This window comes from Streptomyces sp. NPDC096040 (genome assembly GCF_040303265.1).
Taxonomy (GTDB): domain Bacteria; phylum Actinomycetota; class Actinomycetes; order Streptomycetales; family Streptomycetaceae; genus Streptomyces.
In genome coordinates this window covers 58851-81643 of sequence record NZ_JBEOTA010000014.1, presented here as the reverse complement: position 1 = coordinate 81643, position 22793 = coordinate 58851, and the positions used below count along the sequence as shown (strand labels likewise).

19 protein-coding genes and 2 pseudogenes are annotated in these 22793 nt (G+C 70.4%); 7 read left to right on the top strand and 14 right to left on the bottom strand.

The window, feature by feature from the left end; translation table 11 throughout:
* Positions 1-24 precede the first annotated feature (24 nt).
* The 10 genes and pseudogenes from ABTY98_RS20595 to ABTY98_RS20550 all read right to left on the bottom strand — a co-directional run.
* Positions 25-1464: an MFS transporter gene (locus ABTY98_RS20595; RefSeq protein WP_352222362.1), complete on the bottom strand. Its 1440-nt coding sequence runs from the start codon at positions 1462-1464 to the stop codon at positions 25-27.
* A 73-nt stretch (positions 1465-1537) separates the two neighbouring features.
* Positions 1538-2569 (bottom strand): class II fructose-bisphosphate aldolase, encoded by a 1032-nt coding sequence (fbaA, locus tag ABTY98_RS20590; RefSeq protein WP_352222361.1) that lies wholly within the window; start codon positions 2567-2569, stop codon positions 1538-1540.
* Between the two features lie 162 nt (positions 2570-2731).
* Complete coding sequence (gene pyrE / locus ABTY98_RS20585; protein ID WP_352222360.1) at positions 2732-3280, bottom strand: orotate phosphoribosyltransferase; 549 nt, start codon at positions 3278-3280, stop codon at positions 2732-2734.
* Positions 3281-3290: 10 nt separating this feature from the next.
* The gene (locus tag ABTY98_RS20580) at positions 3291-4079 is read right to left on the bottom strand and encodes an aldose epimerase family protein (protein ID WP_352222359.1); all 789 of its coding nucleotides are present in this window, start codon (positions 4077-4079) and stop codon (positions 3291-3293) included.
* A 44-nt stretch (positions 4080-4123) separates the two neighbouring features.
* Positions 4124-4846 (bottom strand): SRPBCC family protein, encoded by a 723-nt coding sequence (locus tag ABTY98_RS20575; RefSeq protein WP_352222358.1) that lies wholly within the window; start codon positions 4844-4846, stop codon positions 4124-4126.
* Positions 4847-4932: 86 nt separating this feature from the next.
* Complete coding sequence (locus ABTY98_RS20570; protein ID WP_352222357.1) at positions 4933-6567, bottom strand: polyamine aminopropyltransferase; 1635 nt, start codon at positions 6565-6567, stop codon at positions 4933-4935.
* Positions 6568-6652: 85 nt separating this feature from the next.
* Positions 6653-7183 carry a DUF2617 family protein gene (locus ABTY98_RS20565; protein WP_352222356.1) on the bottom strand — a complete coding sequence of 177 codons (531 nt, stop codon included), beginning with the start codon at positions 7181-7183 and terminating at the stop codon, positions 6653-6655.
* A gap of 308 nt (positions 7184-7491) precedes the next feature.
* The gene (locus ABTY98_RS20560) at positions 7492-7776 is read right to left on the bottom strand and encodes a hypothetical protein (RefSeq protein WP_352222355.1); all 285 of its coding nucleotides are present in this window, start codon (positions 7774-7776) and stop codon (positions 7492-7494) included.
* A gap of 297 nt (positions 7777-8073) precedes the next feature.
* Positions 8074-8283: a hypothetical protein gene (locus ABTY98_RS20555; RefSeq protein ID WP_352222354.1), complete on the bottom strand. Its 210-nt coding sequence runs from the start codon at positions 8281-8283 to the stop codon at positions 8074-8076.
* Positions 8284-8479: 196 nt separating this feature from the next.
* Positions 8480-8746 (bottom strand): annotated as a pseudogene (locus tag ABTY98_RS20550) (tyrosine-type recombinase/integrase); the annotation flags it as partial.
* 613 nt (positions 8747-9359) lie between these two features.
* Here ABTY98_RS20550 and ABTY98_RS20545 point away from each other — a divergent pair.
* From ABTY98_RS20545 to ABTY98_RS20520, 6 genes and pseudogenes are all read left to right on the top strand, one after another.
* Positions 9360-9668 carry a hypothetical protein gene (locus ABTY98_RS20545; protein ID WP_352222353.1) on the top strand — a complete coding sequence of 103 codons (309 nt, stop codon included), beginning with the start codon at positions 9360-9362 and terminating at the stop codon, positions 9666-9668.
* Positions 9669-11021: 1353 nt separating this feature from the next.
* Positions 11022-12215 (top strand): pyridoxal phosphate-dependent aminotransferase, encoded by a 1194-nt coding sequence (locus tag ABTY98_RS20540; RefSeq protein WP_352222352.1) that lies wholly within the window; start codon positions 11022-11024, stop codon positions 12213-12215.
* 115 nt (positions 12216-12330) lie between these two features.
* A complete protein-coding gene (locus ABTY98_RS20535) occupies positions 12331-12588 on the top strand; it encodes a type II toxin-antitoxin system Phd/YefM family antitoxin (protein WP_037676836.1) in 258 nt (85 codons plus the stop codon).
* A gap of 9 nt (positions 12589-12597) precedes the next feature.
* Positions 12598-12858 (top strand): Txe/YoeB family addiction module toxin, encoded by a 261-nt coding sequence (locus ABTY98_RS20530; protein WP_352222351.1) that lies wholly within the window; start codon positions 12598-12600, stop codon positions 12856-12858.
* A gap of 261 nt (positions 12859-13119) precedes the next feature.
* Complete coding sequence (locus ABTY98_RS20525) at positions 13120-15972, top strand: PKD domain-containing protein (RefSeq protein ID WP_352222350.1); 2853 nt, start codon at positions 13120-13122, stop codon at positions 15970-15972.
* Positions 15973-16081: 109 nt separating this feature from the next.
* Positions 16082-16443 (top strand): annotated as a pseudogene (locus ABTY98_RS20520) (aminotransferase); the annotation flags it as partial.
* Between the two features lie 15 nt (positions 16444-16458).
* Here the strand turns inward: ABTY98_RS20520 and ABTY98_RS20515 are convergent.
* Positions 16459-17049: a ribonuclease FAU-1 family protein gene (locus ABTY98_RS20515; RefSeq protein WP_352222349.1), complete on the bottom strand. Its 591-nt coding sequence runs from the start codon at positions 17047-17049 to the stop codon at positions 16459-16461.
* Positions 17050-17191: 142 nt separating this feature from the next.
* Here ABTY98_RS20515 and ABTY98_RS20510 point away from each other — a divergent pair, with 142 nt between their 5' ends.
* Positions 17192-18394: a putative hexosyltransferase gene (locus tag ABTY98_RS20510; protein WP_502994291.1), complete on the top strand. Its 1203-nt coding sequence runs from the start codon at positions 17192-17194 to the stop codon at positions 18392-18394.
* A 6-nt stretch (positions 18395-18400) separates the two neighbouring features.
* Here the strand turns inward: ABTY98_RS20510 and ABTY98_RS20505 are convergent, their stop codons facing one another.
* The 3 genes from ABTY98_RS20505 to ABTY98_RS20495 all read right to left on the bottom strand — a co-directional run bounded on the left by ABTY98_RS20505 (position 18401) and on the right by ABTY98_RS20495 (position 22473).
* Positions 18401-18931 (bottom strand): type III secretion system chaperone family protein, encoded by a 531-nt coding sequence (locus ABTY98_RS20505; RefSeq protein ID WP_352222348.1) that lies wholly within the window; start codon positions 18929-18931, stop codon positions 18401-18403.
* Between the two features lie 102 nt (positions 18932-19033).
* Complete coding sequence (gene clpB, locus ABTY98_RS20500) at positions 19034-21703, bottom strand: ATP-dependent chaperone ClpB (RefSeq protein ID WP_352222347.1); 2670 nt, start codon at positions 21701-21703, stop codon at positions 19034-19036.
* Positions 21704-22176: 473 nt separating this feature from the next.
* Positions 22177-22473, bottom strand: coding sequence for a (2Fe-2S)-binding protein (locus tag ABTY98_RS20495; protein ID WP_351317863.1), 297 nt, complete (start codon positions 22471-22473; stop codon positions 22177-22179).
* Positions 22474-22793 lie beyond the last annotated feature (320 nt).

The window sequence follows — 22793 nt, the reverse complement described above, 5'->3', positions numbered from 1 at the left end:
CCGTGGGCAAGGGGAGGCAGGGCTCTACCGGCCCTCCGCCTCCAGTGGTGGCGAGGTCACGTTTCCGTGGGTGCGGCATTCCGGGCGTACACAGCCCGGGGCCGGCCTGCGGACCAGTGCGAACGCCAGGGCCGACCCCACCACCAGCACCCCCGCGCAGATCGGCATCGCCCGGTGGAACGCCGCGTTGAACGCCGCGGGTGACCGATAGGCCTCCGGGCCCATGCCCGCGAGCAGCGGCAGTGCCGCCACCGCGATCAGGCTCGCCGCGCGGGCCGCCGCGTTGTTGATGCCGCTGGCGATACCCGCCCGGGACGTGTCCACGGAGGCGAGGACGGAGGCGGTGAGCGGGGCCACCAGGGTGACCATGCCGGTGCCCATGACCAGGACCGCCGGGAGGACGTCGGTCAGGTAGTTCGCGTGCTCGCCCACCCGCAGCATCAGCAGCATCGCCGTGGCGCAGAGCAGGGGGCCGACGGTGAGCGGGAGCCGGGGGCCGATGCGGTCCGCGAGGGCGCCCGAGCGGGCCGAGAAGAGAAGCATCAGCGCGGTGGTGGGGAGCAGGGCCGTGCCGGCGGCCAGTGCCGAGTAGCCCGCCACCACCTGGAGTTGGAGCGCGGTGAGGAAGAAGTAGCCGCCGAAGGCCCCGTACACGCACAGGGTGACCACGTTCAGCGCCGAGAACTGGCGGGAGGCGAAGATGTCCAGCGGGAGCATCGGGTCCCGGCGGCGCTTCTCGACGTACACGAAGGCCACACCGGTCGCGACGCCCGCGATGGCCAGCAGTGACGTGGTCCCGGCCTCGATCAGCGCGTAGGTCACGAAGCCGAGTGACAGGGCGGCCAGCACCGCGCCGAGCACGTCGAAACGGCCGTGGGCGCGGCCGTCCGCGGACTCCGGGACATGGCGCAGGGCGACGGGGACGCAGAGCAGGGCCAGCGGGACGTTCAGCAGGAACACCCAGCGCCAGCCGGGGCCGTCCACCAGCCAGCCGCCCAGGAACGGGCCGATGGCCGCGCCGATGCCGCCGAAGCCGGACCAGAGGCCGACCGCTTTCGCCCGGTCGTCGGGGTGGAAGGAGGCCTGGATGAGGGCGAGGGAGCCCGGTGTGAGGAGGGCGCCGCCGATGCCCTGGAGGGCGCGGGCGGCGATCAGGACGATGTCGTTGGGGGCCAGGCCGCAGAGCAGGGAGGCGGCCGCGAACCAGACGACCCCGATCACGAAGATCTTCCGGCGGCCGAACTGGTCGCCGAGCGAGCCGCCGAGCAGGATCAGCCCGGCCAGCGTCAGCATGTACGCGTTGACCGTCCACTGCAGGGCCGAGAGGCTGGTGTCCAGGTCACGGCCGATGCGGGGCAGGGCGACGTTGACGACCGTCGAGTCCAGCAGGGCCATGCTGGAGCCGAGGATCGTGGTGAACAGGATCCACTTGCCCTGCGATGAGGCCAGCCGGACGTCGGGCATGGTTCAAGGTATACAGCGGACCCGGCGCCGTAGACAGCCGTCGGCAGACGCCGGGCCCATACCGTAATACGGCTTACTTGATCTTGTTACCCGCCGAGCGCAGGTTCTGCGTGGCCTCGACGACACGCGCGGCCATGCCCGCCTCGGCCAGCTTGCCCCAGGTGCGCGGGTCGTAGGTCTTCTTGGAGCCGACCTCGCCGTCGACCTTCAGGACACCGTCGTAGTTCTTGAACATGTGGTCGGCAACCGGACGGGTGAAGGCGTACTGGGTGTCCGTGTCCAGGTTCATCTTCACGACGCCGTTCTCCAGCGCGGTGGCGATCTCCTGCTCGGTGGAGCCGGAGCCGCCGTGGAAGACGAAGTCGAACGGCTGGGAACCGGCCGGCTTGCCGAACTTGGCGGCCACACCGTCGGCCAGCTCCTTGAGCAGCTCGGGGCGGAGCACGACGTTGCCCGGCTTGTACACGCCGTGCACGTTGCCGAAGGAGGCGGCCAGCAGGTAGCGGCCCTTCTCGCCCAGGCCCAGGGCCTCGGCGGTGCGGATCGCGTCCTCGACGGTGGTGTAGAGGGAGTCGTTGATCTCGTGGGAGACGCCGTCCTCCTCGCCACCGGTCGGGGTGATCTCGACCTCGAGGATGATGTTGGCCGCGCGGGCCTGCTCAAGCAGCTCCTGCGCGATGGCCAGGTTGTCCGCGAGGGTCTCGGCGGAACCGTCCCACATGTGCGACTGGAACAGCGGGGTCAGACCGGCCTCGACGCGCTTCTTGGAGATCGCGAGCAGCGGACGTACGTACCCGTCGAGCTTGTCCTTCGGGCAGTGGTCGGTGTGCAGCGCGATGTTGACCGGGTACTTCTCGGCGATGACGTGCGCGAACTCGGCGAGCGCGACCGCGCCGGTCACCATGTCCTTGCTGTACTGACCGCCGAGGAACTCGGCACCACCGGTAGAGATCTGGACGATGCCGTCGCTCTCCGCCTCCGCGAAGCCGCGCAGCGCCGCGTTCAGGGTCTGGCTCGAGGTGACGTTGATTGCCGGGTAGGCGAACCTGCCTGCCTTCGCCCGGTCGAGCATCTCGTTGTAGACCTCGGGGGTTGCGATGGGCATCTGTCCGCTCCTTGACTGTGCGGGTCGGCGTACTGCTGTTTCTCTACGGCCCTGACCTAGACCTTGAGGTACGACGTCATCGTCGTCCCCATCTTTCCAGACATGAACCGATGCTCCGGGCGCCGGTCGAATCCGGGTCAATCCCACTCGTCGACCGGGGTGTCAGTCCAGCCCCAGTTCATCCTTCGAGAAGGCGAACAGATACGGCACACCCGCGCCTTCGCGGATCTTCTCGTCGGCGCCGGTGGCCCGGTCGACGATGGTCGCGACGGCGACGACCTCGGCGCCGGCCTCGCGCACGGCCTCGACGGCGGCGAGCGGGGAGCCGCCGGTGGTGGAGGTGTCCTCCACGACGAGCACCCGCCGGCCCTTGATCTCCGGCCCCTCCACCCGGCGCTGCAGCCCGTGCGCCTTCGCCGCCTTGCGGACGACGAAGGCGTCGAGGCGGCGGCCCCGCGCGGCGGCCGCGTGCAGCATCGCGCCGGCGACCGGGTCGGCGCCCATGGTGAGGCCGCCGACGGCGTCGTACTCCAGGCCGTCGGTCAGGTCGAGCAGCACCTGCCCGACCAGCGGGGCGGCCTCACCGTCGAGGGTGATGCGGCGGAGGTCGACGTAGTAGTCCGCCTCCAGCCCCGACGACAGGGTCACCTTGCCGTGCACCACGGCCTTGTCCTTGATCTGTTGCAGCAGCTCAGCGCGTACGTCCGTCATGCCGACCAGCTTAGAGGCGCGTCCAGCTCCAGGTGGTCGTGGCTTCCAGCGGCTCCAGCGGGGTGACGAGACGGGGGAGCGTGTTGAGGCCGTTCGGCGGACCGGTCTGCGGCTCCACGCACACGGCCGCCTCCTGCTCGTCGTAGACCACGACCCACTGCTCACGGCTGGTGACCTTCAGCTCCAGCTGTCCCGGCCAGGTGAGGGTGACGTCGACGCCGTCGGGCATGCCGAAGCAGTCGTCCCAGGGGCCGGGCTTGGGGTCGATGCGGTTGCCGGTGGGCAGATGGTCCGCGCCGCGCTCCTCCTGCCAGGCCGGGGTGAAGTCGACCTGGGCGTCCTGGCCGCCGAGGTTGCGGTTGAACCAGGGATGCCAGCCGATCTGCGCCGGGAAGGAGTCGTCGTACGTCTCCACGGCCATGGTCAGCGTCAACGAGTCCTCGGTGAGCCGCACGGCGTGCGTGACACGGGCGGGGTGCGGCCAGGGGTCGCCGAGTTCGCACGTGATCACCGCCTCGTCCGCCGAGCGGCGCGCGGTGCGCCAGGCGCCGTCGCGGGCGGTGCCGTGGATGGCGTGCGGTGGGGAGTTGAGGGGCATCTGGACGACGTTGGCGCCGTCCAGGAAGCGGCCGTCCCGGATACGGCCGCACCACGGCACCATCGGGAAGCAGCCGAAGCGCTCGCCCTGGCGGAGGAGTTCGAGGGAGCCGACTTCCAGTCCCGCGATACGGCCGCCGTTGCCGGGGTGCAGATGGAGGGTGGCGTCGCCTGCGGTCAGCGTGATGTCTTCGTTACTCACGGGATGACAGTACTGACTCGGCTGCGGGCAGTCGTGCCGGGGCGTCAGCGGCGTCTGCGCAGCGCCCTCGTCACCACGATCGCCGACGCCAGTGCCAGCGCCGCCGCCGGTGCGGCCCACCGCAGTGCCGAAGCCGCCGCCACCGTCTGCGGTGCCGGCACCGGCGCATAGCGGCCGCGGGGCGGTGCGTGGTCGACCTCCTCCGCGCTGCGGCCGATCATCGTGCGGCGGGCGTGGGCCGCCTCGGCGAAGATCTCGGGCAGCGGCTCCTCGACCGGTTCGGGCGCCAGGGACGGCGGCGGGACCTCCGTCTCGAAGATCGACACCGGTTGGTCCGGGGGCTCGGGCCGCGCCTCCCCCAGGCCCTCCACAAAACGGTTCAGCAGCCTTGTCGCCGCCGACTCCACCGCCTCCGCCGGCAGTTCCGCGGCCCGCCCGTCGGCGGAGGCCGTACCGGTCACCGTGACCTCGCAGCCCTCGTCCGTGTCCGCGAGGCGGAGCGTGAGCGCCAGCTTCACCGTGCCGGTGCCGCGGGCCTCGGTGGCGTCGCCGTCGACCGCGTAGGAACCGTCGTCACGGGCGCTGACGCGCAGGGACCCCCGGTAGGTGATGGAGTGGCTGCCGATACGGACCTTGACGCGGCCGGTGCCGGGGGCGGCACCCGCGTCCTGCTGGAGGCCGGGGACCGCCCTGGCGACCCGCGCGGGGTCGGCCAGCGCCCCCCTGAGCCGCGAGGCCGGGGCCGGGACGTACACCTGGTGCTCCATGCCGACTGAGCCTACCCACGAGTTGGGCCGGTATACCCTCCTCGACGCACGGCACGCGGCCGGGGCGTGGGCTCCTCCGGGGCGGCTCAGTACCGCGGATCCACCAACGTGGAAGCCGGCAGTCCCGTCACCGGCGCCTCCAGCGCGTCCCTCTCCAGTCCCCGCTCCGTCAGTGTCCGCAGCCGCGGACCGTCGGCCGACAGCCGTAGCCGCGGCGCGCGCGGACCCTCCGTCGCCAGGACGAAGCCCCAGTCGTGCGGGGCCCTGGACTCGCCCGCCGAGCGGTCGGGGCCCGCGGCGAACCCGGGGTCGTGGCCCAGGACCCGGTAGGGGGTCGTGGCCAGGCCGGCGGCCCGTATGGTCGCCGCCACCGTCCAGAAGACGCGGGGGCGGCCCTGGACCGGGCCGGCGTGCGCGACCAGGCGGCCGCCGGGGGCGAGGGCGCGGCGGGCCAGGCCGTAGAACTCCTCGGAGTACAGCTTGGTGCTGGCCGTGATGCCGGGGTCGGGCAGATCGGCGATCACCACGTCGTACGCGGCGAGCGGCGCGGCCCGGCGCAGCCAGCAGAAGGCGTCGGCGGTGACCACGTGGACGTGCGGGTCGTCGTAGACGTGGCCGTTGAGTGTGGAGAGGGCGGGGTCGTGGCGGGCGAGGCGGACCAGGCCCGCGTCGAGTTCGACGACGTCCACGCGGTCGACGCCGGTGTGCCGGAGCACCTCGCGGGCGGCCATGCCGTCACCGCCGCCGAGGATCAGCACGCGCGCGTGCGGGCCGTTCATCGCGGGGTGGACGAGGGCTTCGTGGTAGCGGCGTTCGTCGCGGCCGCCGACGCGCAGCCGCCCGTCGAGGAAGAGGTCGAGGGGACGGCCGTGGATGCCGCCGGTGAGGACGATCTCCTGGACGTCTGTCCGGAGGGCGACCCGGACGTCGTCGCCGTAGACCGCGTGCCGTGCGGCCCGTTCGAAGTCGTCGACGTGGACGGCGGCGGAGGCGAGGACGCCGAGGACGGTCACGTTGGCGACGAGGAGGGTCCAGCGGGCCCGGCGGGACAGGTCGCGGCGGAACAGGCCGAGGACCAGGGCGCCCCCGGCGACGACGTTGACCGTGCCGGTGAGCAGGGTGCCCGTCAACTGGCCGAGGAGGGGCAGCAGGAGGAAGGGGAAGGCCAGGCCGCCGACCAGCGCGCCGACGTAGTCCGCCGCGAACAGGTCGGCGACCGCGCCGCCCGCGTCCTGGCGGCGGATGCGCTGGATGAGCTCCATCAGCAGCGGCACCTCGGCGCCGATCAGCAGGCCGATGGCGAGGGAGAAGGCGACCAGGAGGCAGCGCGGCCCGGTCGACCACAGGCCGCCCCAGGCGCCGGTCCAGGCGAAGACGGCGTACAGCGCCATGGCGCTGCAGCCGCCGATCAGCGCCAGCGCGGCCTCCACCGCGCCGAATCCGGCCGCCGCCCGCCAGCGCAGCCGCTTCGCGACCAGCGAGCCGACGCCCATCGCGAAGACCATGACGGACAGCACGACGGAAGCCTGGGTGACCGAGTCGCCGATCAAGTACGAGGCGAGGGCGACGAGTTCGAGTTCGTACACCAATCCGCAGGCCGCGCAGACGAACACGCACGCGAGCACCAGGAACCGGCCCGTCCCCGGCCGCACGGGAAGCGGCGCGGGGGCGGCCCAGGGCGGCGGTGTGCCGGGTGGGGCGGGTGCGTGCGGATCGATCACTCTGCGACGTTACGTCACTCGCTCGGTACGCTTCGTCACCCACACGTGTGGAAAGCGGCCGCCCTTGACGCCCCGTTGGTTTATGTCACCCGGGGAGGGGCTGGGGCACCGGAACCCGTACGCCGACCCTCGTCCGGGTCGCCACCAATTGGCCGTCCTGCGGGTACGCGTGCCAGGTACGCCAGTGCACCTGGCCCTCGTGGCGCTGGGCGAGCAGCGCGGTGAACGCGTGCGGGCTGCCCGGGAAGACTCCGGCGAGGCCGTGCGGATGCTCGGAGACGAGGGCGAGCAGTTCCTGGGCGCGGCCGGCGAAGGAGCCGGGTGACAGCACCTCGACGCGGGCCGCGAACTCGTACTCCCAGTTGTTGACGCGCTTGGCGACGCCGAGCGGCAGGGGTGTGCTGGACCCCGGGATGCATGCCACCGTCTCCGAACAGCCGCCGCACTCCTCCTCCAGAAGCACCTGGTGGGACGCGCCCAGCAGTCTCAACTGCAGCTTCGCCCCGGACAGTTCCAGGTCCAGGGTGGCCAGGGCGGGCAGCGGTTCGCGACCCAGGGCCCAGGCGAGGTCGGCCGCGCGCGTATCGGTGTAGGTGGTGTTCAGGGTCGTGAGCATGGATCGGCTCCGCTAACACGCAAAAGGGGAGGAGTGTGGTCCGGCGCACCTCGGCCGACACCGGGAGATCGGCCCGGCCGGCCCGGCCGGGGGAGGGGTGTCGTCAGGACGTCCGAGGCGCCGCTTTGGTGATTTAGAGGGAATCATGAACTGTGGCGCTGCCACAGCGTTTTTACCCAACTTCGTGGGGTTTCCATCCCTCAGAGGGCTCCACAGCTCAACTGTTCAACGATGTTGTGCGCCCTGCTCCTTCCGGCGCACGCCGGGGCGCCCGGGGAGAGCTACCCGCTCTCCGGCCGGACCCCCGGTCAGCTGCCCCCGCCGCAGCCGCCCCCGCCGCCGCACGACGAGCCACCGCCGCAGGACGAGCCGCCCCCGCACGAGGAGTGCCCTCCGCCGCAGGAGTGACCCCCGTGTCCCCCGTGTCCCCCGTGACCTCCGTGCGAGGACGACGACCCCGAGTCCCCGGCCCACCAGCTGCCCGAGCTGTCGTAGGAGGAGCCGCCCCGGCCGACCCCGCCCTTGCGGGCCGCGGTCCGGACGATCACCAGGCAGATGATCGCGGCCACCACCACGATGAAGACGATGCCCATGGCGCCACCTTCTTTCGGTTCGCGCGGAGCGACCCCCCGTGGGCGCCCCGGTCGCCGCGTGAGCGCGGCGTGGACTGGGGATGCCCGGCCCTCCGGGCGACCAAAGCAGAGTTGAGGAACTCCAGAGGGTTCGGGTAGCACAACGGCCCCTGACCTGCATAAAGTTGCAGTTCAGGGGCCGTCCGCGCCTCACCGGGCCGTCTGTGGGCCGTCATCTCATGTAGTCGCTGACGGCCTCGCGGGGCGATGCTCCATGATGTCAGGGCCGCCGTGCCGCGCTTATCCGGTCCGGCGCGCTCAGGTGATGCTTTCCTTGTGCCCGTCGGGGAAGGTGCACGTGGGGCCGCGGTAGGGGCCTCCCTCGTTGACCGTTCCGCCCTGGCTCGTGCACTGTTCCGACGATATGGCCGGATACGTCGCCGCCTGTGCGGTGGCGGCGCCGACGGCGCTCACGCCGGCGAGGGTTGCTGCGGCGAGGGCAAGGCCTAGCAGTCGTCGTATACGCACGACTTTCTCCTCTCGAGTGTCCCTGGTTCGGTGCTTCGGGATGACCGGGGTGATGTCAGGGGCGCCCCCTTACTCAGAATGGGTGACGGTGAGCGGACCCGCGAGTCGTGGACCTCTGACCTGCAAGTTTCCAAGTTCAGCACGTGGAAAAGGCCCCTGCCCTGCACAGATTTGCAGACCAGGGGCCGTCCGAAGCTCACTTGGCCGTCTGTGGGCCGTGATCTCCGTCAGAGGGACGCTGAAACACGGTGTCGATGGCACGCCGGGCACGCTCGCGGCTGTCGGGCATGAGGTGGGCGTGCACCCGCAAGGTCAGCGCCGGATCGGCATGCCCCATGTACTCGCTGACGGCCTTGATGTTCTCGCCGGCGTCCAGCAACGCGGATGCGTAGAAGTGCCGGAGGGCGTGCATCCCGTGCTCGCGCGCCGACTCGTACTTGCCCTCGTCGTCCGCTTCCGGGATGCGTTGAAGTTGCTCCGCCACACCATGCCCCCTTGCGGCCATCCCGTCTTCGCCGGCGGAGCTGATCCGGCTACGGTCCGCCACCTGCGCCAGGCCATGCAACCGTGCGGCCAGCGTCGTGACCATTTAGACCGAGAGCTGTTACAGGTTTCTCTACCTCATTCAAGCCGGCTGCGCTCCGCTCCGCCGGGCGCGCTCCCGGCTCCGCCGCGGGCGCCGCTCCTGCCTTCGGCCCGCTCCGCCCGCGCTGCGCCGACGCGCGCCCACGTGGCCAGAGCCGGGGCATGAGTCGATCACCGTAGAGAAGCGGCCACGCTCAGAACAGCCTCCGGCGGGGGCGCCGTTCGCGAGTGCCGGCGAGCGGTGGCGTGCGCGGAGTGCTCCCATCCCGCCTGCCAACGACCCAGGCAGAGCCGAGCAGACGCGGCCCATGGCGTCCAGGTCGTTCGTACAGTGGCGCGCTCCACCTGGACGCCATGAACCACGCCCGCTCCACGGTGTGTGGGCCGACGGCAGGCGGGATGGGATTTGGGGAGGGTGGTGGGTGAAGGGAGATCGCTTGCCGTCCGCAGCAGGCAGTGCCACGATCGGGTAGCTGGGCGAGGGGGGTTCGATGCTGCACGTCATTTCATGGGTCGCCGTGGCGGTGGTCGTGGTGCTCTATGCCGGGACGGGTGTCCTGGCCATCACGACTGGCCGGGCGACGTGGGCGACGCGATGGCAGCGGGGGCACATCCTGCGGCCGCGATTGTGGGGTTCCGGAGCCCTGTTGTTCGGAGCGGGGATGGCGCTGACCCGTTACGGCGGCACGGTGCGCGACTTCACCACCGCCACCATCGTCTTCGCCTGCAGCTTGCTCATGCTGATCTGCGGTGGGGTGCTGCAGTACGTTGGCCGGCGCGCTGGCCGCCTTGGCGTGTGACGGCTGCACAGCGCTCACCTCCGGTCCCAGCCGAACAGCGGTGGGATGAGACAGTCTTTGTCAAGACCGCTTGGGGTGGCTGACACCAACAAGCGCGAACGCCAACGGTCGAGGCCGGACCTCAGTGAACGACCGACCGAGGCACAGGGGCAGTTGGTCGACGTTGGCGGGCCCCTGTGATCGACCTGATAAGGATGAGGCCAGACCTCAAAGCCTTCACCTCGCACGGGCGCCGTCCTCACCGTGGGGCGGCGCCCATCGCCTTGACTCGGTCATTGAAACTCCCGGCCGAAGTCGCTACGCCGACCGCCTGTCCAAGGCGCAGGTCGCGGCACGGAATTCGCCCTTGGCAGCGGGCGCGTTCGCCTGTCACGATCAGGCGTGATCAATCCTTCAAAGGTCATGAGATGGGCGGACCTCCTCCACGACCTGATGGGCCTGGTGGCAGGCGCATTGTTGCTGGCGGTCGGGCTCAACACCTACCGCGATGGAGGTTCCGTGGGCTGGGCCGTCGCGGGAGCAACGCTGCTGGTCTTGAACAGCCTCTTGGTGGCCCGGCGTCGGCTCGCTCGGCGCAGGAAGACGGCCCCATCGCCGTAACGGCGCGCAGCAGCCGTCCGTGCCCCCTGCGTGCCTGATAGGGCGGCAACCAGAGGGGAACACCGGGGAACTCCGGCGAGGCCGCCAGGAACGCGCCGGTAGGCGTATCACCTGGTCGCCCCACGGTCGGAGACGCGATCTTCCAAACTGGGGCTCTAGGCGCCGGCAATCAGCCGGGCTGGAGTTTTCCCGTCGCGGTGAGGGTGACCGACGCTGTCCACCCGTCCCGTGGTCCACACGGATCGTGCGTGGTGTGGTGCACGAGCCGCACCAAGGTGTTGGTCCGGAGCACCTGCTGTCCGGCCTGATCCGCGGTGAGGGTGATTGTCACCATGCGGCCTGGGTCGGTGCCGGGTGAAGTCGGGACGTGCAGGTGTGCTCCGACTTCCCCGGCTGGGTACGACACGCAGTGAGTGTCGGCGCAGGCTCGCACTGTCGCCTGTGGGTGCGATCGCGTCCAGGCCGAGACGTTTAGTTGGACGGAGGGGAACGCATATACCGCCGAGGCCGCGCATACTGTCGGCTGGGTCGTGCACCCAGCAAGCGCACCGATCATGACCGTGCCGGCCCCAAGCAGGCGGACCATGCTGAAGCGTGTCGCACCCGGCACCGTGAAATGAGGGCTCATATCCATGAGACCTTGCTGCACCGATTTTGGTTGCCGCTGATCGCAAAGCCTGCATCAGGCGGCTTGTGAGCGCTGGGCCGTCTGTGGGCCGTCCTAGTTGAGGAACTCCAGAGCTTGGGCGCAGGATGACCGGCATGACCTCCAGCGAACGCCCTCTCCTCAACCGCCGGCTCGCAGAGTTCGGGACCACGATCTTCGCCGAGATGTCCGCCCTGGCGCTCAGCACCGGGTCCATCAACCTGGGGCAGGGCTTCCCGGACACCGACGGCCCCGTGGAGGTCAGGGAGGCGGCCGTGCTGGCGCTGCGCGAGGGGCGCGGCAACCAGTACCCGCCGGGGCCGGGCGTCCCCGAGCTGCGCACCGCGATCGCCGCGCACCAGGAGCGCCGGTACGGACTGTCGTACGACCCGGACGCCGAGGTGCTGGTCACGGCGGGCGCGACGGAGGCGATCGCGGCCGCCCTGCTCGCCCTCGTGGAGCCGGGTGACGAGGTCGTCGCCCTGGAGCCGTACTACGACTCCTACGCGGCCTGTATCGCGATGGCGGGCGGCACCAGGGTCCCGGTCACCCTCCGCCCGGACGGCGCCACCTTCCGCCTCGACCTCGACGAACTGCGCGCGGCTGTCACACCCCGCACCCGGCTCCTCCTGATCAACACCCCGCACAACCCGACCGGCACGGTCCTCACCCGCGACGAGCTGACCGCGATCGCCGAGCTGGCGGTCGAGCGGGACCTGCTGGTCGTCACCGACGAGGTCTACGAACACCTGGTCTTCGACGAGGCCGGGCACCTCCCACTCGCCACCTTCCCCGGCATGCGCGAGCGCACGGTCACCATCGGGTCGGCCGGCAAGACCTTCTCCTTCACCGGCTGGAAGGTCGGCTGGGTTACTGGCACCCCCAAGCTCGTTTCCGCCGTCCGCTCGGCCAAACAGTTCCTGACCTATGTCGCCTCCGGCCCCTTCCAGTACGCCGTCGCCGAGGCGCTGCGCCTGCCCGACACGTACTTCACCGCCTTCCGCGAGGATCTGCGGGCCAAGCGGGATCTGCTCGGTACGGGCCTCGCCGATGCCGGCTTCAAGGTCTTCCAGCCGTCCGGCACGTACTTCGTCACCACCGACATCCGCCCCCTCGGCGAGACGGACGGCTTCGCCTTCTGCCGCGCGCTCCCGGAGCGCGCCGGTGTCGTCGCGATCCCGAACGCCGTCTTCTACGACCACAAGGACGCGGGCGCACCCTATGTCCGCTTCGCTTTCTGCAAACGCACCGAGGTACTGGTGGACGCGGCGGAACGGCTCCGCAAAGCATTCGCGCACTGACTGCCGTCCTGCGGGGCCGGTCCTCGGAGGCCGCCCGGCCGCGGCCGGCATTCCGGTGCTTGCCGCGCAACTGGGATCGACGTACAATTTCCTGTACGTGGAAGGAGGGTCGATCGTGAAGACCATGACGTATTCCGAGTCCCGTGCCCGGTACGCCGAGGTGCTCAACTCCGTCACCGACGACCGCGAGGAGGTCGTCATCACCCGAGCCGGACACGAGCCGGTCGTCATCGTCTCCCTTGAGGACTACGAGTCCCTGAAGGAGACGGCGTACCTGCTGCGGAGCCCGGCGAACGCCCGGCGCCTGCTCGCGTCCATCGACGAGCTGGAAAACGGCGGCGGCACCGTACGCGAGCTCGCGACCGACGAATAGCGGCCGCGAATGAAGATCACCTTCTCCTCCCGCGCCTGGGAGGACTACCTGTGGTGGCAGCTTCAGGACCGGAAGATCCTGAAGCGCATCAACACGCTCATCGCGGACATCGCCCGGAAGGGCAACGAGGGGATCGGCAAACCGGAACCGCTCAAGCACGGATTCCAGGGCTACTGGTCGCGCCGCATCAACGACGAGCACCGACTGATCTACAAGGCCACCGAGGATGCCGTCCTGATCGCACAGTGCCGCTACCACTACGAGAGCTGACAGGACTGAGGGCTCGGGCACGGTCCTTGCCCGCCCGCGTCGTGCGGAGATCACGCAGGTCGGCACAACGGTTGAGGCCGCGTTCTGGATCCTCAGCCGATCGCAGCGGGGACGCGGTGTCCTCCCTGGGTAAGCAGCCATCCCCGGCCATCCACAGCCCTGGGCGTGGTTCTACTCTCTTCTCGGCTCCATCAGGAGCCACTGGAGTATCAGGCCGTTGGCACTGGATTCGATGCTTGCGGCCGGGGGGAGAACGCGCCCGTGCCACACAGGAGACCACTCATAGCTTCCGCTGTCCTCGCAGTCCTGCTCGGCAGCCTCGGCACCAGCCCCGCCCATGCGGATACGAGCACCGCTCTGTACGTCGACGATGCCTCTGCCGTGTGCAGCGACACCGGCCCTGGTTCCCAGGCGAAACCCTTCTGCCAGATCCAGCCGGCTGCGGACGCCGCGATACCCGGGGACGTCGTCCACGTCGCCGCCAACACCACGCATTACGCCCCGGTGACCATCGCCTCGGTCGGCAGCTCCGCCGCGCCGATCACCTTCATCGCGGCCGCCGGCAACGGATCCAGCAGCACTGTCGGGGGCGCCGGCACCGTCGCGATCACCCTCTCCGGGGCCCGGTACGTCAGCATCGTCGGGCTCGACGCCTACGCGTCGCGCACCAGCGCGCTCGTCATGACGAACTCCCAGCACATCAAATACAGCCGCGCCTCCGTCAGGACCGGCGCCACCACCACGACCACTCCGGCGATAGCCGTCGACGGAACCTCCTCCGACATCTCGCTCACCCGGCTCACGGTTCCGCAATCGCCCGGGCTGGGCTTCGCCAGTGCGGCCGGAGCGCAGGACGTCACTCTCGCCGACGACGTCTTTTTGTGGGATGTCGGCGGCGGTGTCTCGGCCGCCGGAACCACCGGCATCACTCTCGCGGGCGACACCATCTCGACAGTCTGCGGCGATGCGGTCAGCCTGACCGACGGCAGCTCCGGGTCGGTCGAAAACACCGTCACGTACGCCCAAGGGACGACCACGTGCTCCGATACCGGCACCCCGGCCGAGATCACGGTGGACGCCGCCTCCGCAGCCCAGGTCACCGCGGACTACAACGCGGTCAATCCGCTGCCGACCGGCACCGACTACGACTGGGCAGGCACGGCCTACGGCACCAGCCAGGCGTTCGGCACGGGCACCGGGCAGGGTGCCCACGATCTGGACCAGACGGATCTGACGCTCACCTCGGTGGTGTCGGAGCACTCAGCGCTCATCGACTCGGCGAACGCCGACGCGCCCGGTGAACTCTCCACCGACCTCAACGGCAAGGCGCGGGTCGACGATCCGCTGGTCGCCGACACCGGTACCGGCGCGGGCGATTACGACCGAGGAGCGACGGAGTTCCAGGACCCGCTCGCGGTGACCGGAGTCACCCCGGCAAAGGACATCTACGTCGGTGTACCGGTCACGTTCACCGCTGTGGTGAGCAACCCCTGGTCGGACTCCCAGAACCTCAGCTACACCTTCGACTTCGGTGACGGCAGCACCGCCACGTCGACCACCGGCTCGGCCACGCACACGTACACACAGGAGACCGGCAGGACCGACGACACGCTCCTCGTCGTGGTGGACAGGACCGACGGTACGAAACTCGGCGCCGCGGACGCCTCGTTCCCGGTCCTCCCGGTGCCGGCACTGACCGGAGGCATCGGCTGCGGGACCAGCCCCTCCGCGCCCGACGCCGCGTCGTGCTCCTTCGACACCAGCTACTTCTTCCCCTACCCGGTCACCAGCGACCTGATCACCTTTGGCGACGGCACCCCGGCCGTCTCCGTCGCCGGCTCGTCCGGAAGCGTCAAGCACACGTACACCGCCGCCGGCACGCACACGGTCACCCAGAAGCTCACCGACTCCGACGGACGCACCGCGACCGCGACCGCCAGGGCCACGGTCGGCACGGCCTACGTCGCGGCGGGTCCATGGCGGGTGCTGGACACCCGCAACGGCACGGGCGCCGCCAAGCGGAAGGTCGGCCCCGGTGGGGTGGTCCGCCTGAAGATCCTCGGCGTCGACAGCATCCCCACCACCGGCGTCACCGCGGTGACCATGAATGTCACCGATGTCAATGCCACCGCCGGCAGCGTGGTCACGGTCTACCCGGACGGCACCAGCCGCCCAGCCGCGTCCAATCTCAACTTCCTTGCCGGGCAGGTCAACCCCAACCTGGTCACGGTCCGGGTGGGCAAGGACGGCTACGTCGACCTCTACAACGCGCACGGCTCCGTGAACCTCGTCGCCGACGTGGAGGGCTACTCCACGACCAAGCCCAGTACGACCGACGAGCGCCTGAGCAACCTGGCCACGATCACCCCCACCCGGGTGCTGGACACCCGCAACGGCACCGGCGCCGCCAAGGGCAAGGTCGGACCCGGCAGCATCACGACCGTCACCCTCCCGAAGTACGCGCGAGGATTCGCCACGATCGGTGCCGTCCTCGATGTCACCGTGACCGGCGGCACCACCAGCGGCGTGGTCACCGTCTTCTGCGGATCCAGCCGCCCGCCGAGCACGTCGAACCTCAACTACCGTGCCGGGCAGACCGTCTCCAACCTGGTCGCGCCGACCGTCTGCACCGGCGGCAAGATCAAGATCTACAACAGCGCCGGGTACGTCAACCTGATCGCCGACCTCCAGGGGCTCTACACCAACGAGTTCGCCGGCGACTCGGCGGCGGGCGACAGCACCTCCCTCTCGGGCGGCCCGTTCGTCCCGACCACCCCCACCCGTTTCCTGGACACCCGCTACGGCACCGGCGCCCCCGCCAAGCGCCTCGCCGCGAACAGCACCCTCGCGGTGAAGGTCGCCGGCGTGGACGGAGTGCCGGTCGGAGCGAGCGCGGTGCTGGTCAACCTCACCGGCACCGGGCCGACCACCAGCACCCACCTCACCGCCTACGGCGACGGCAGTCTGCCGAACGTCTCCGACCTCAACCTGACCACCGGCGAGACCCGTCCCGTCCTGGCCGTGGTCCCGCTCGATTCCAACGGCTACATCCACATCCACAACGCCAACGGCTCGGTCAGTGTCATCGCCGACCTCGAGGGCTACTTCGGCTGACCCCTCCGGCCCGCCGCCCTCCCTCCGAGGGCGGCGGCCCGCCCCATGGTGCTGGAGAAGCCTGCGATGTGCCTGTTGCGTGACATGCAAATGAGTGCACGAACGGGGCGTGGCCTGGGTGACCTCGACGCCGGAGCTGGTCACGGCGGTGCGCTCGGCGAAGCAGTTCCTGACGTACGTCTCCTCAGGCCCCTTCCAGTACGCGGTCGCGGAGGCCCTCGCCCTCCCGGACTCGTACTTCGAGGCCTTCCGCGAGGACATGCGGACCAAGCGCGACATCCTCGCGGCGGGCCTGAGACCGACGGCTTCGCCTTCTGCCGTTCCCTCCCGGAGCGGGTGGGGGTCGTCGCCATCCCGAACGCGGTCTTCTACGACCACCGGGAGGCGGGGGCACCGTTCGTGCGGTTCGCGTTCTGCAAGCGCGCCGAGGTCCTGCAGGAAGCGGCGGAAAGGCTGCGGCGGCCGGCGTAGCCGACCCCATGGCGACTACGCCGTAAGGGGCACCGCTCCCGGCACCTCCCACCCCTGCGGCGCCCGCCAGTCCCGCCACCGCTCCCACCAGCCCCCGCGCCCCTCCACCAGCTCCACGACGGAGGCGGCGGCCTCGCGGACGGCTGCCGCCTCCTCGTCGGTGAAGCCGCCGGAGCGGTGCCGTTCGGCGAAGTGGTCCTCGTCCTTCCAGCGGTACGGCGATCCGTCCGCCGGCAGCAGCAGGTCCAGCTCCTGGTCGAGGGTGTCGAAGCCGTGCTCGGTGCGCCGCATCGGCTCCTGGAAGTTGACGTACCAGCCGGTGAACTCGCCGCCGGAGTAGCGCGCCCAGACCGAGTAGCCGTCGCCGGGGCGTTGCAGCTGGAGTACGCCCTCCGACTGCCAGTAGGGCTCGAAGGCGGTCCAGGGGTGGGGTCCCCAGCGGAACGGGCCGGGGCCGAAGGTGAGCGGGGTGCCCTGGGCGAGGTGGACGGCGAGCAGGTCGCCGGTGTCCTCGACCACGCGCACCGGGTAGACCATCCACTCACGCCCGTCGAGGATCTCCCGGCGGACGATCACCTCGTGCGCGGAGAACAAGCGGTTTCCCATGATCGCGAACCGTAGCAGCCGCGCCCGGGCCCGCCCCCGGGCCCGTCGGCGGCCCGCGCCACGCCAGGAGCCGGGTCCGGCCGCTACCCCATCGGCCGCATATTTCTCGCACTTCCCCCCGGACCCCCGGCAGGGTGCGAATGTGAGCCACGCCAGCACGACCACCAGCACCGCCGCTCTCTCCCCGCCCGTCGCACGGCGGCCCGGCACCCGTCTGTCCGTCCTCACGGCGGGCGGCGTCGCGGTGGGGCTGTTCGCGGCGGCCCGGCTCACCGGCATGGCCGTGGTCGCGCTGGCCGCCTGGGCCGGCGGCAGGCACCCGCTGACCCTGCTCGGCCGGTCCTGGGACTCGGTCTGGTACCTGGGCATCGCGGCGCACGGCTACGGCCGCACCCTGTACTTCCGCCCCGACGTCATCCACAGCGACCTGGCGTTCTTCCCGCTCTACCCGGCCCTGATCCGCACCCTCACCGCCGTCAGCCCGCTGAGCGGGGCGGGAGCGGCGCTGCTGGTGTCCTGGACGGCAGCCGCCGTGGCCGCGGCAGGCATCTACGCGGTGGGTGCCCGCCTGCACGGCCGCGCGGTGGCCACGGCCCTCGTCCTCCTCTGGGGCCTGCTCCCGCACTCCGTCGTGCTGTCGATGGCGTACACGGAACCGGTCCTGACCGCGTTCGCCGCATGGTCCCTCTACGCGGTTCTGGCCGGGAACTGGCTGTGGGCGGGCACCCTGGCCGCCCTGGCGGGGCTGTCCCGGCCGAACGGCTTCGCGGTCGCGGCGGCCGTCCTCCTCGCCGCCGGCTGCGAGATACACCGTCTGCACCGCTCCCGCGGCCGGGTTGCCCACAGGCTGTGGACGGGCGCGGCACTCGCCCCGCTCGGCTGGCTCGCGTACGTCCTGTGGGTGGGCCGCCGCACCGGCGATCCGCTGGGCGGCTACTTCGGCGTACAGCGCCTGTGGGGCTCACGCTTCGACCTCGGCCGGGGCTCGCTGCGCTTCGTCCGCGACCTGCTCCTGCGCGGCGACCGCTTCGTCTTCCCGATGGCCCTGGTGATCGTGGCTGCGGCGGTGGTCCTCTACGCGCTCCTGCTGCTGGACCGGGCCCCGCTCCCCCTCCTCGCCTACACCGCCGTACTCCTCCTGATCACGCTCGGCGGCTCGGGCTTCTTCGAGTCCAAGCCGCGCTTCCTCCTGCCGGCCTTCCCTCTCCTGCTCCCCCTGGCCCGCGCGCTGGTCCGCACGGCGAGAGCCCGGCCCTGGCACGCGACAGTGGTGGTCGCGGCCCTGGCCGGGCTCTCGTTCGGCTACGGCGCGTACCTGGTCGTCATCGCCGGTACGCCTCTGTAGAGCTGCCTACTCCTCGTCGTCCTCGGGCTCGTCGGCCTCGTTCACGGCCTCCTCCAGGCCGAGCTGCTCGACGAGCCACTTGTCGAACTCGATCGCGGCCCGCACCCAGCTGACCGTGGACGACACGAAGTGGTTGATGTCGACGCCCGTGCCGATCAGCATCTGCGCCTCACCGATGAGACGGACGGTGCCGTCGTCATGGGTGTGGGTGTAGACCTTGGGCCACAGGGTCCGCCGGTTCCAGTCGTCGATGGACTCGAGCAGCTGCGGCTTCTCGTCGATCTTGTGGGGGCGGTCGTAGAACGTCCGCACCGAGAAGACCGCCTGCTCGTCCTCTCCACGGAACATGAAGTACGTACGGAACTGCTCCCACGGCGCCGCGAGGTCACCCTCGTCGTCGACGACGTACTTGAGCTCCATCTGGTCGAGGAGCTGCTTCACGAGATCCTGATCCGGGACGACGGGGCCCGCCGGTCCTTGGGGCTGCGGCTCGGGCTGGCCCCCGAAGTTCGGGATCGAGGACGGGTCGATGGTCACCGTGAATTTCCCTTCGTCTGGACTCCGCCATCCTCCCCCATCCGGGGAGGGGGGTGGCAACCCCAGCCCCGGCGGGTTCATCTCCCGTTGGCGGAATTCCGCTCAGAGCGTTTTTCCGGTGCCCTGACCGGTGCTTTCGACGGCTTCCCCGGCCGTTCCGCCGACCGGTTCCCCGATCGGTTCCCCGGCTGTTGCCGGGCCCACGATCAGGCCCTCTCCGAAGGCGTCCACGCGGATCGTGTCGCCGTCCTTGACCTCGCCGGAGAGGATCTCCTTGGCGAGGCGGTCGCCGATGGCGGTCTGGACCAGGCGGCGGAGCGGGCGGGCGCCGTACGCCGGGTCGTTGCCCTCCTCGGCGAGCCAGGCCAGGGCCTCCGGGGTGATCTCCAGGGCGAGCCGGCGGTCGGCCAGGCGCTTGGCCAGCCGGTCGATCTGGAGCCGGGCGATCCGGGCCAGTTCGTCCTTGGCCAGGGCGGAGAAGACGACCAGGTCGTCCAGGCGGTTGAGGAACTCCGGCTTGAAGGAGTGCCGGACGACGTCGAGGACCTGCCGCTTCTTCTCCTCCTCGCCGAGCACCGGATCGACCAGGTACTGGCTGCCCAGGTTCGACGTCAGCACCAGGATGGTGTTGCGGAAGTCGACCGTGCGGCCCTGACCGTCGGTGAGACGGCCGTCGTCCAGCACCTGGAGGAGGATGTCGAAGACCTCGGGGTGGGCCTTCTCCACCTCGTCCAGGAGGACCACGGTGTAGGGGCGGCGGCGGACCGCCTCGGTCAGCTGGCCGCCCTCCTCGTAGCCGACGTATCCGGGCGGGGCGCCGACCAGCCGGGCCACGCTGTGCTTCTCGCTGTACTCCGACATGTCGATACGGACCATCGCCCGCTCGTCGTCGAAGAGGAAGTCGGCGAGCGCCTTGGCCAGTTCCGTCTTGCCGACGCCGGTCGGGCCCAGGAAGAGGAAGGACCCGGTGGGGCGGTCCGGGTCGGCGATGCCGGCCCGTGAACGTCGTACGGCGTCGGAGACCGCTCGTACGGCCTCGGTCTGGCCGATGAGCCGGCGGCCCAGCTCGTCCTCCATGCGGAGCAGCTTCTGGGTCTCGCCCTCCATGAGACGCCCGGCGGGGATACCGGTCCAGGCGGCCACCACGTCCGCGATGTCGTCGGAGCCGACCTCGTCCTTGACCATGGTGTCCCGGGCCGTCTCCTCCTCGGCCTCGGACGCTGCCTCCAACTCCTTCTCCAGCTGCGGGATCTCGCCGTACAGCAGCTTGGAGGCGGTGTCGAAGTCACCGTCGCGCTGGGCGCGTTCGGCGGTGCCGCGGAGTTCGTCGAGCTTCTCCTTCAGCTCGCCGACCCGGTTCAGGGACTGCTTCTCGCGCTCCCAGCGGGCGTTGAGACCGCGCAGGTCCTCCTCCTTGTCGGCGAGGTCGCGGCGCAGCTTCTCCAGGCGCTCCCGGGAGGCCGGGTCGGTCTCCTTCTCCAGCGCCATCTCCTCCATCTTCAACCGGTCGACGGAGCGCTGGAGTTCGTCGATCTCGACGGGCGAGGAGTCGATCTCCATCCGGAGGCGTGAGGCCGCCTCGTCAACCAGGTCGATGGCCTTGTCGGGGAGGAAGCGGGAGGTGATGTAACGGTCGGAGAGGGTGGCGGCGGCGACCAGCGCGCTGTCCGCGATCTGCACCTTGTGGTGGGCCTCGTAACGGCCCTTCAGGCCACGGAGGATGGCGATGGTGTCCTCGACGGTCGGCTCGGCGACCAGCACCTGCTGGAAGCGGCGCTCCAGCGCCGGGTCCTTCTCGATCCGCTCCCGGTACTCGTCGAGGGTGGTGGCGCCGACCATGCGCAGCTCACCGCGGGCCAGCATCGGCTTCAGCATGTTGCCGGCGTCCATGGCGGTGTCACCGCCGGCTCCGGCGCCGACGACGGTGTGCAGCTCGTCGATGAAGGTGATGATCTGCCCGTCGGAGTCCTTGATCTCGGCGAGGACGGTCTTCAGCCGCTCCTCGAACTCACCGCGGTACTTCGCGCCCGCGACCATGGCCCCGAGGTCCAGCGCCACCAGCCGCTTGTCCTTCAGCGACTCGGGCACGTCCCCCTTGACGATCCGCTGGGCGAGCCCCTCGACCACGGCGGTCTTGCCGACGCCGGGCTCGCCGATGAGCACGGGGTTGTTCTTGGTGCGGCGGGACAGCACCTGTACGACCCGCCGGATCTCCTGGTCCCGTCCGATGACGGGGTCGAGCTTGCCGTCCCGGGCGGCGGCCGTGAAGTCCGTCCCGAACTTCTCCAGCGCCTTGTACTGGCCCTCGGGGTCGGCGGTGGTCACCCGCCGCCCGCCGCGCGCCTTCCGGAAGGCCTCCGCCAGCTTCTTCGCGGTGGCCCCCTGCCGTTCCAGCACCTCGCCGGCCGCGCCGCCCTTCGCGGCGATACCGATGAGCAGGTGCTCGGTGGAGAGGTAGTCGTCACCGAGGTCCTTGGCGCGGTCCCCCGCGTCGGCGATGACCGCCAGCAGCTCACGGTTGGGCTGCGGGGGCGCGACCGTGGAGCCGGTCACGCTGGGCAGGGCGGCCAGCGCGCGCTCGGCGCCCTGGCGTACGGCGGCCTGGTCGGCTTCGACGGCCGAGAGCAGGTCGGTGATGTTCTCGTTGTCCTGGCCCTGGAGCAGAGCCAGCAGCAGGTGGGCAGGCGTCAGGTCCGCGTGCCCCTCGGTCACGGCCCGGTTGCCGGCCGCGTTGATCGCGTCCCGGCTCCTGTTGGTCAGCTCGGCGTCCACGTTCGCGTTCTCCTCCTCGGCGTCGTTCGGCTGACTCAGCCAACGTACACAAAGTTGAGTCTATTCCACTCAAGGTGAGGGCGGGAGTGCTTCCGGGGACCAGCTTCCGCATGAAGCGTGCGCCACGCGTCGGCGGCGGGGCCGGGCGGGGTGGGCACAGAGGACGCGGCACGCCGCCGGGTGGCCGGAAGGAAGCAGAGGGAGGGAGCGCGGCAGGGGCCGGACGGAGGCATGCGGAGCGTACGGGAGGGCACCCAGGGCCAGGAGGGCGGGATCGAGCGGCCGCCCCGGGGTGGCCGCCCCGCTCTTTCGGTGTTCCACCGGCAGTTTTCAGCCACCGTGGACCTTGGCCGAAACCGGCCGATACACCGAAATGTCCCCAGAAAACTGCAGCGGCGTCACCGTGTTCAGGTCACGGTGACGCCGCTGCGGGGGGAAGCACCTGAGCGATCTTTTACGACGGGGGAATCGCGTCAGGCACTGCGGGGGGTGGCCGAGATGGTCCTCACGTCCGGGACATCCGGCTCAGCCAGCCGGTGGTCCCGTTGGTCCAGATTCACAAAAATCATTCCGTACCGGACAGCGCACCGCACGGGCTGCGGCGCACCCCGGGGCTTGCGCAGGCACCGGTAGGCCCGTACGTCCTCGTCCTCGTCCCGCGTGACGACGACCGGCTCACCGAAGACGGTCACCATCAGCGAGTCACCGCTGTGGGGGATGGCGGTGACCAGGTCGATGAAGTGCCAGCCGGAGCGATAGGCGGTGGCCATTTCGCGCCGGAAGGATCGGTCGTCGGGTGGGGTGGTCACGTCAGCTCCCGGCTCCATCGGTCGCGGAATCAGCACTGCCGGCAGTCTCGGAGTCCGCGGCCACCGCAGGCCAAGTGCTGTTCGCGTGAACCTCACTCCCGCCCGCGGCCGAAAAGCCACTGAGCACCCCGAGGGCTGCAAGGGCCGAGAAGGCAGCGACAAGCACCGAGCGAAGCAGTCTGTTACGCATCTTCGGCTTCGTCCTCACTTGAAGGTCCCCTTTCCCCCGTCAGGTACGACGATGGCTCATTCGGGCACGTCGTGGCCACACAATCGGTGCA

Coding starts and splice junctions, on each gene's coding strand:
- ABTY98_RS20545 (WP_352222353.1), top strand. CDS start 9,360: ATGCTGCACGTCATTTCATGGGTCGCCGTGGCGGTGGTCGTGGTGCTC.
- ABTY98_RS20495 (WP_351317863.1), bottom strand. CDS start 22,473: ATGGCCACCGCCTATCGCTCCGGCTGGCACTTCATCGACCTGGTCACC.
- ABTY98_RS20575 (WP_352222358.1), bottom strand. CDS start 4,846: ATGGAGCACCAGGTGTACGTCCCGGCCCCGGCCTCGCGGCTCAGGGGG.
- ABTY98_RS20530 (WP_352222351.1), top strand. CDS start 12,598: ATGAAGATCACCTTCTCCTCCCGCGCCTGGGAGGACTACCTGTGGTGG.
- ABTY98_RS20540 (WP_352222352.1), top strand. CDS start 11,022: ATGACCGGCATGACCTCCAGCGAACGCCCTCTCCTCAACCGCCGGCTC.
- ABTY98_RS20515 (WP_352222349.1), bottom strand. CDS start 17,049: ATGGGAAACCGCTTGTTCTCCGCGCACGAGGTGATCGTCCGCCGGGAG.
- fbaA (WP_352222361.1), bottom strand. CDS start 2,569: ATGCCCATCGCAACCCCCGAGGTCTACAACGAGATGCTCGACCGGGCG.
- pyrE (WP_352222360.1), bottom strand. CDS start 3,280: ATGACGGACGTACGCGCTGAGCTGCTGCAACAGATCAAGGACAAGGCC.
- ABTY98_RS20560 (WP_352222355.1), bottom strand. CDS start 7,776: ATGGGCATCGTCTTCATCGTGGTGGTGGCCGCGATCATCTGCCTGGTG.
- ABTY98_RS20565 (WP_352222356.1), bottom strand. CDS start 7,183: ATGCTCACGACCCTGAACACCACCTACACCGATACGCGCGCGGCCGAC.
- ABTY98_RS20595 (WP_352222362.1), bottom strand. CDS start 1,464: ATGCCCGACGTCCGGCTGGCCTCATCGCAGGGCAAGTGGATCCTGTTC.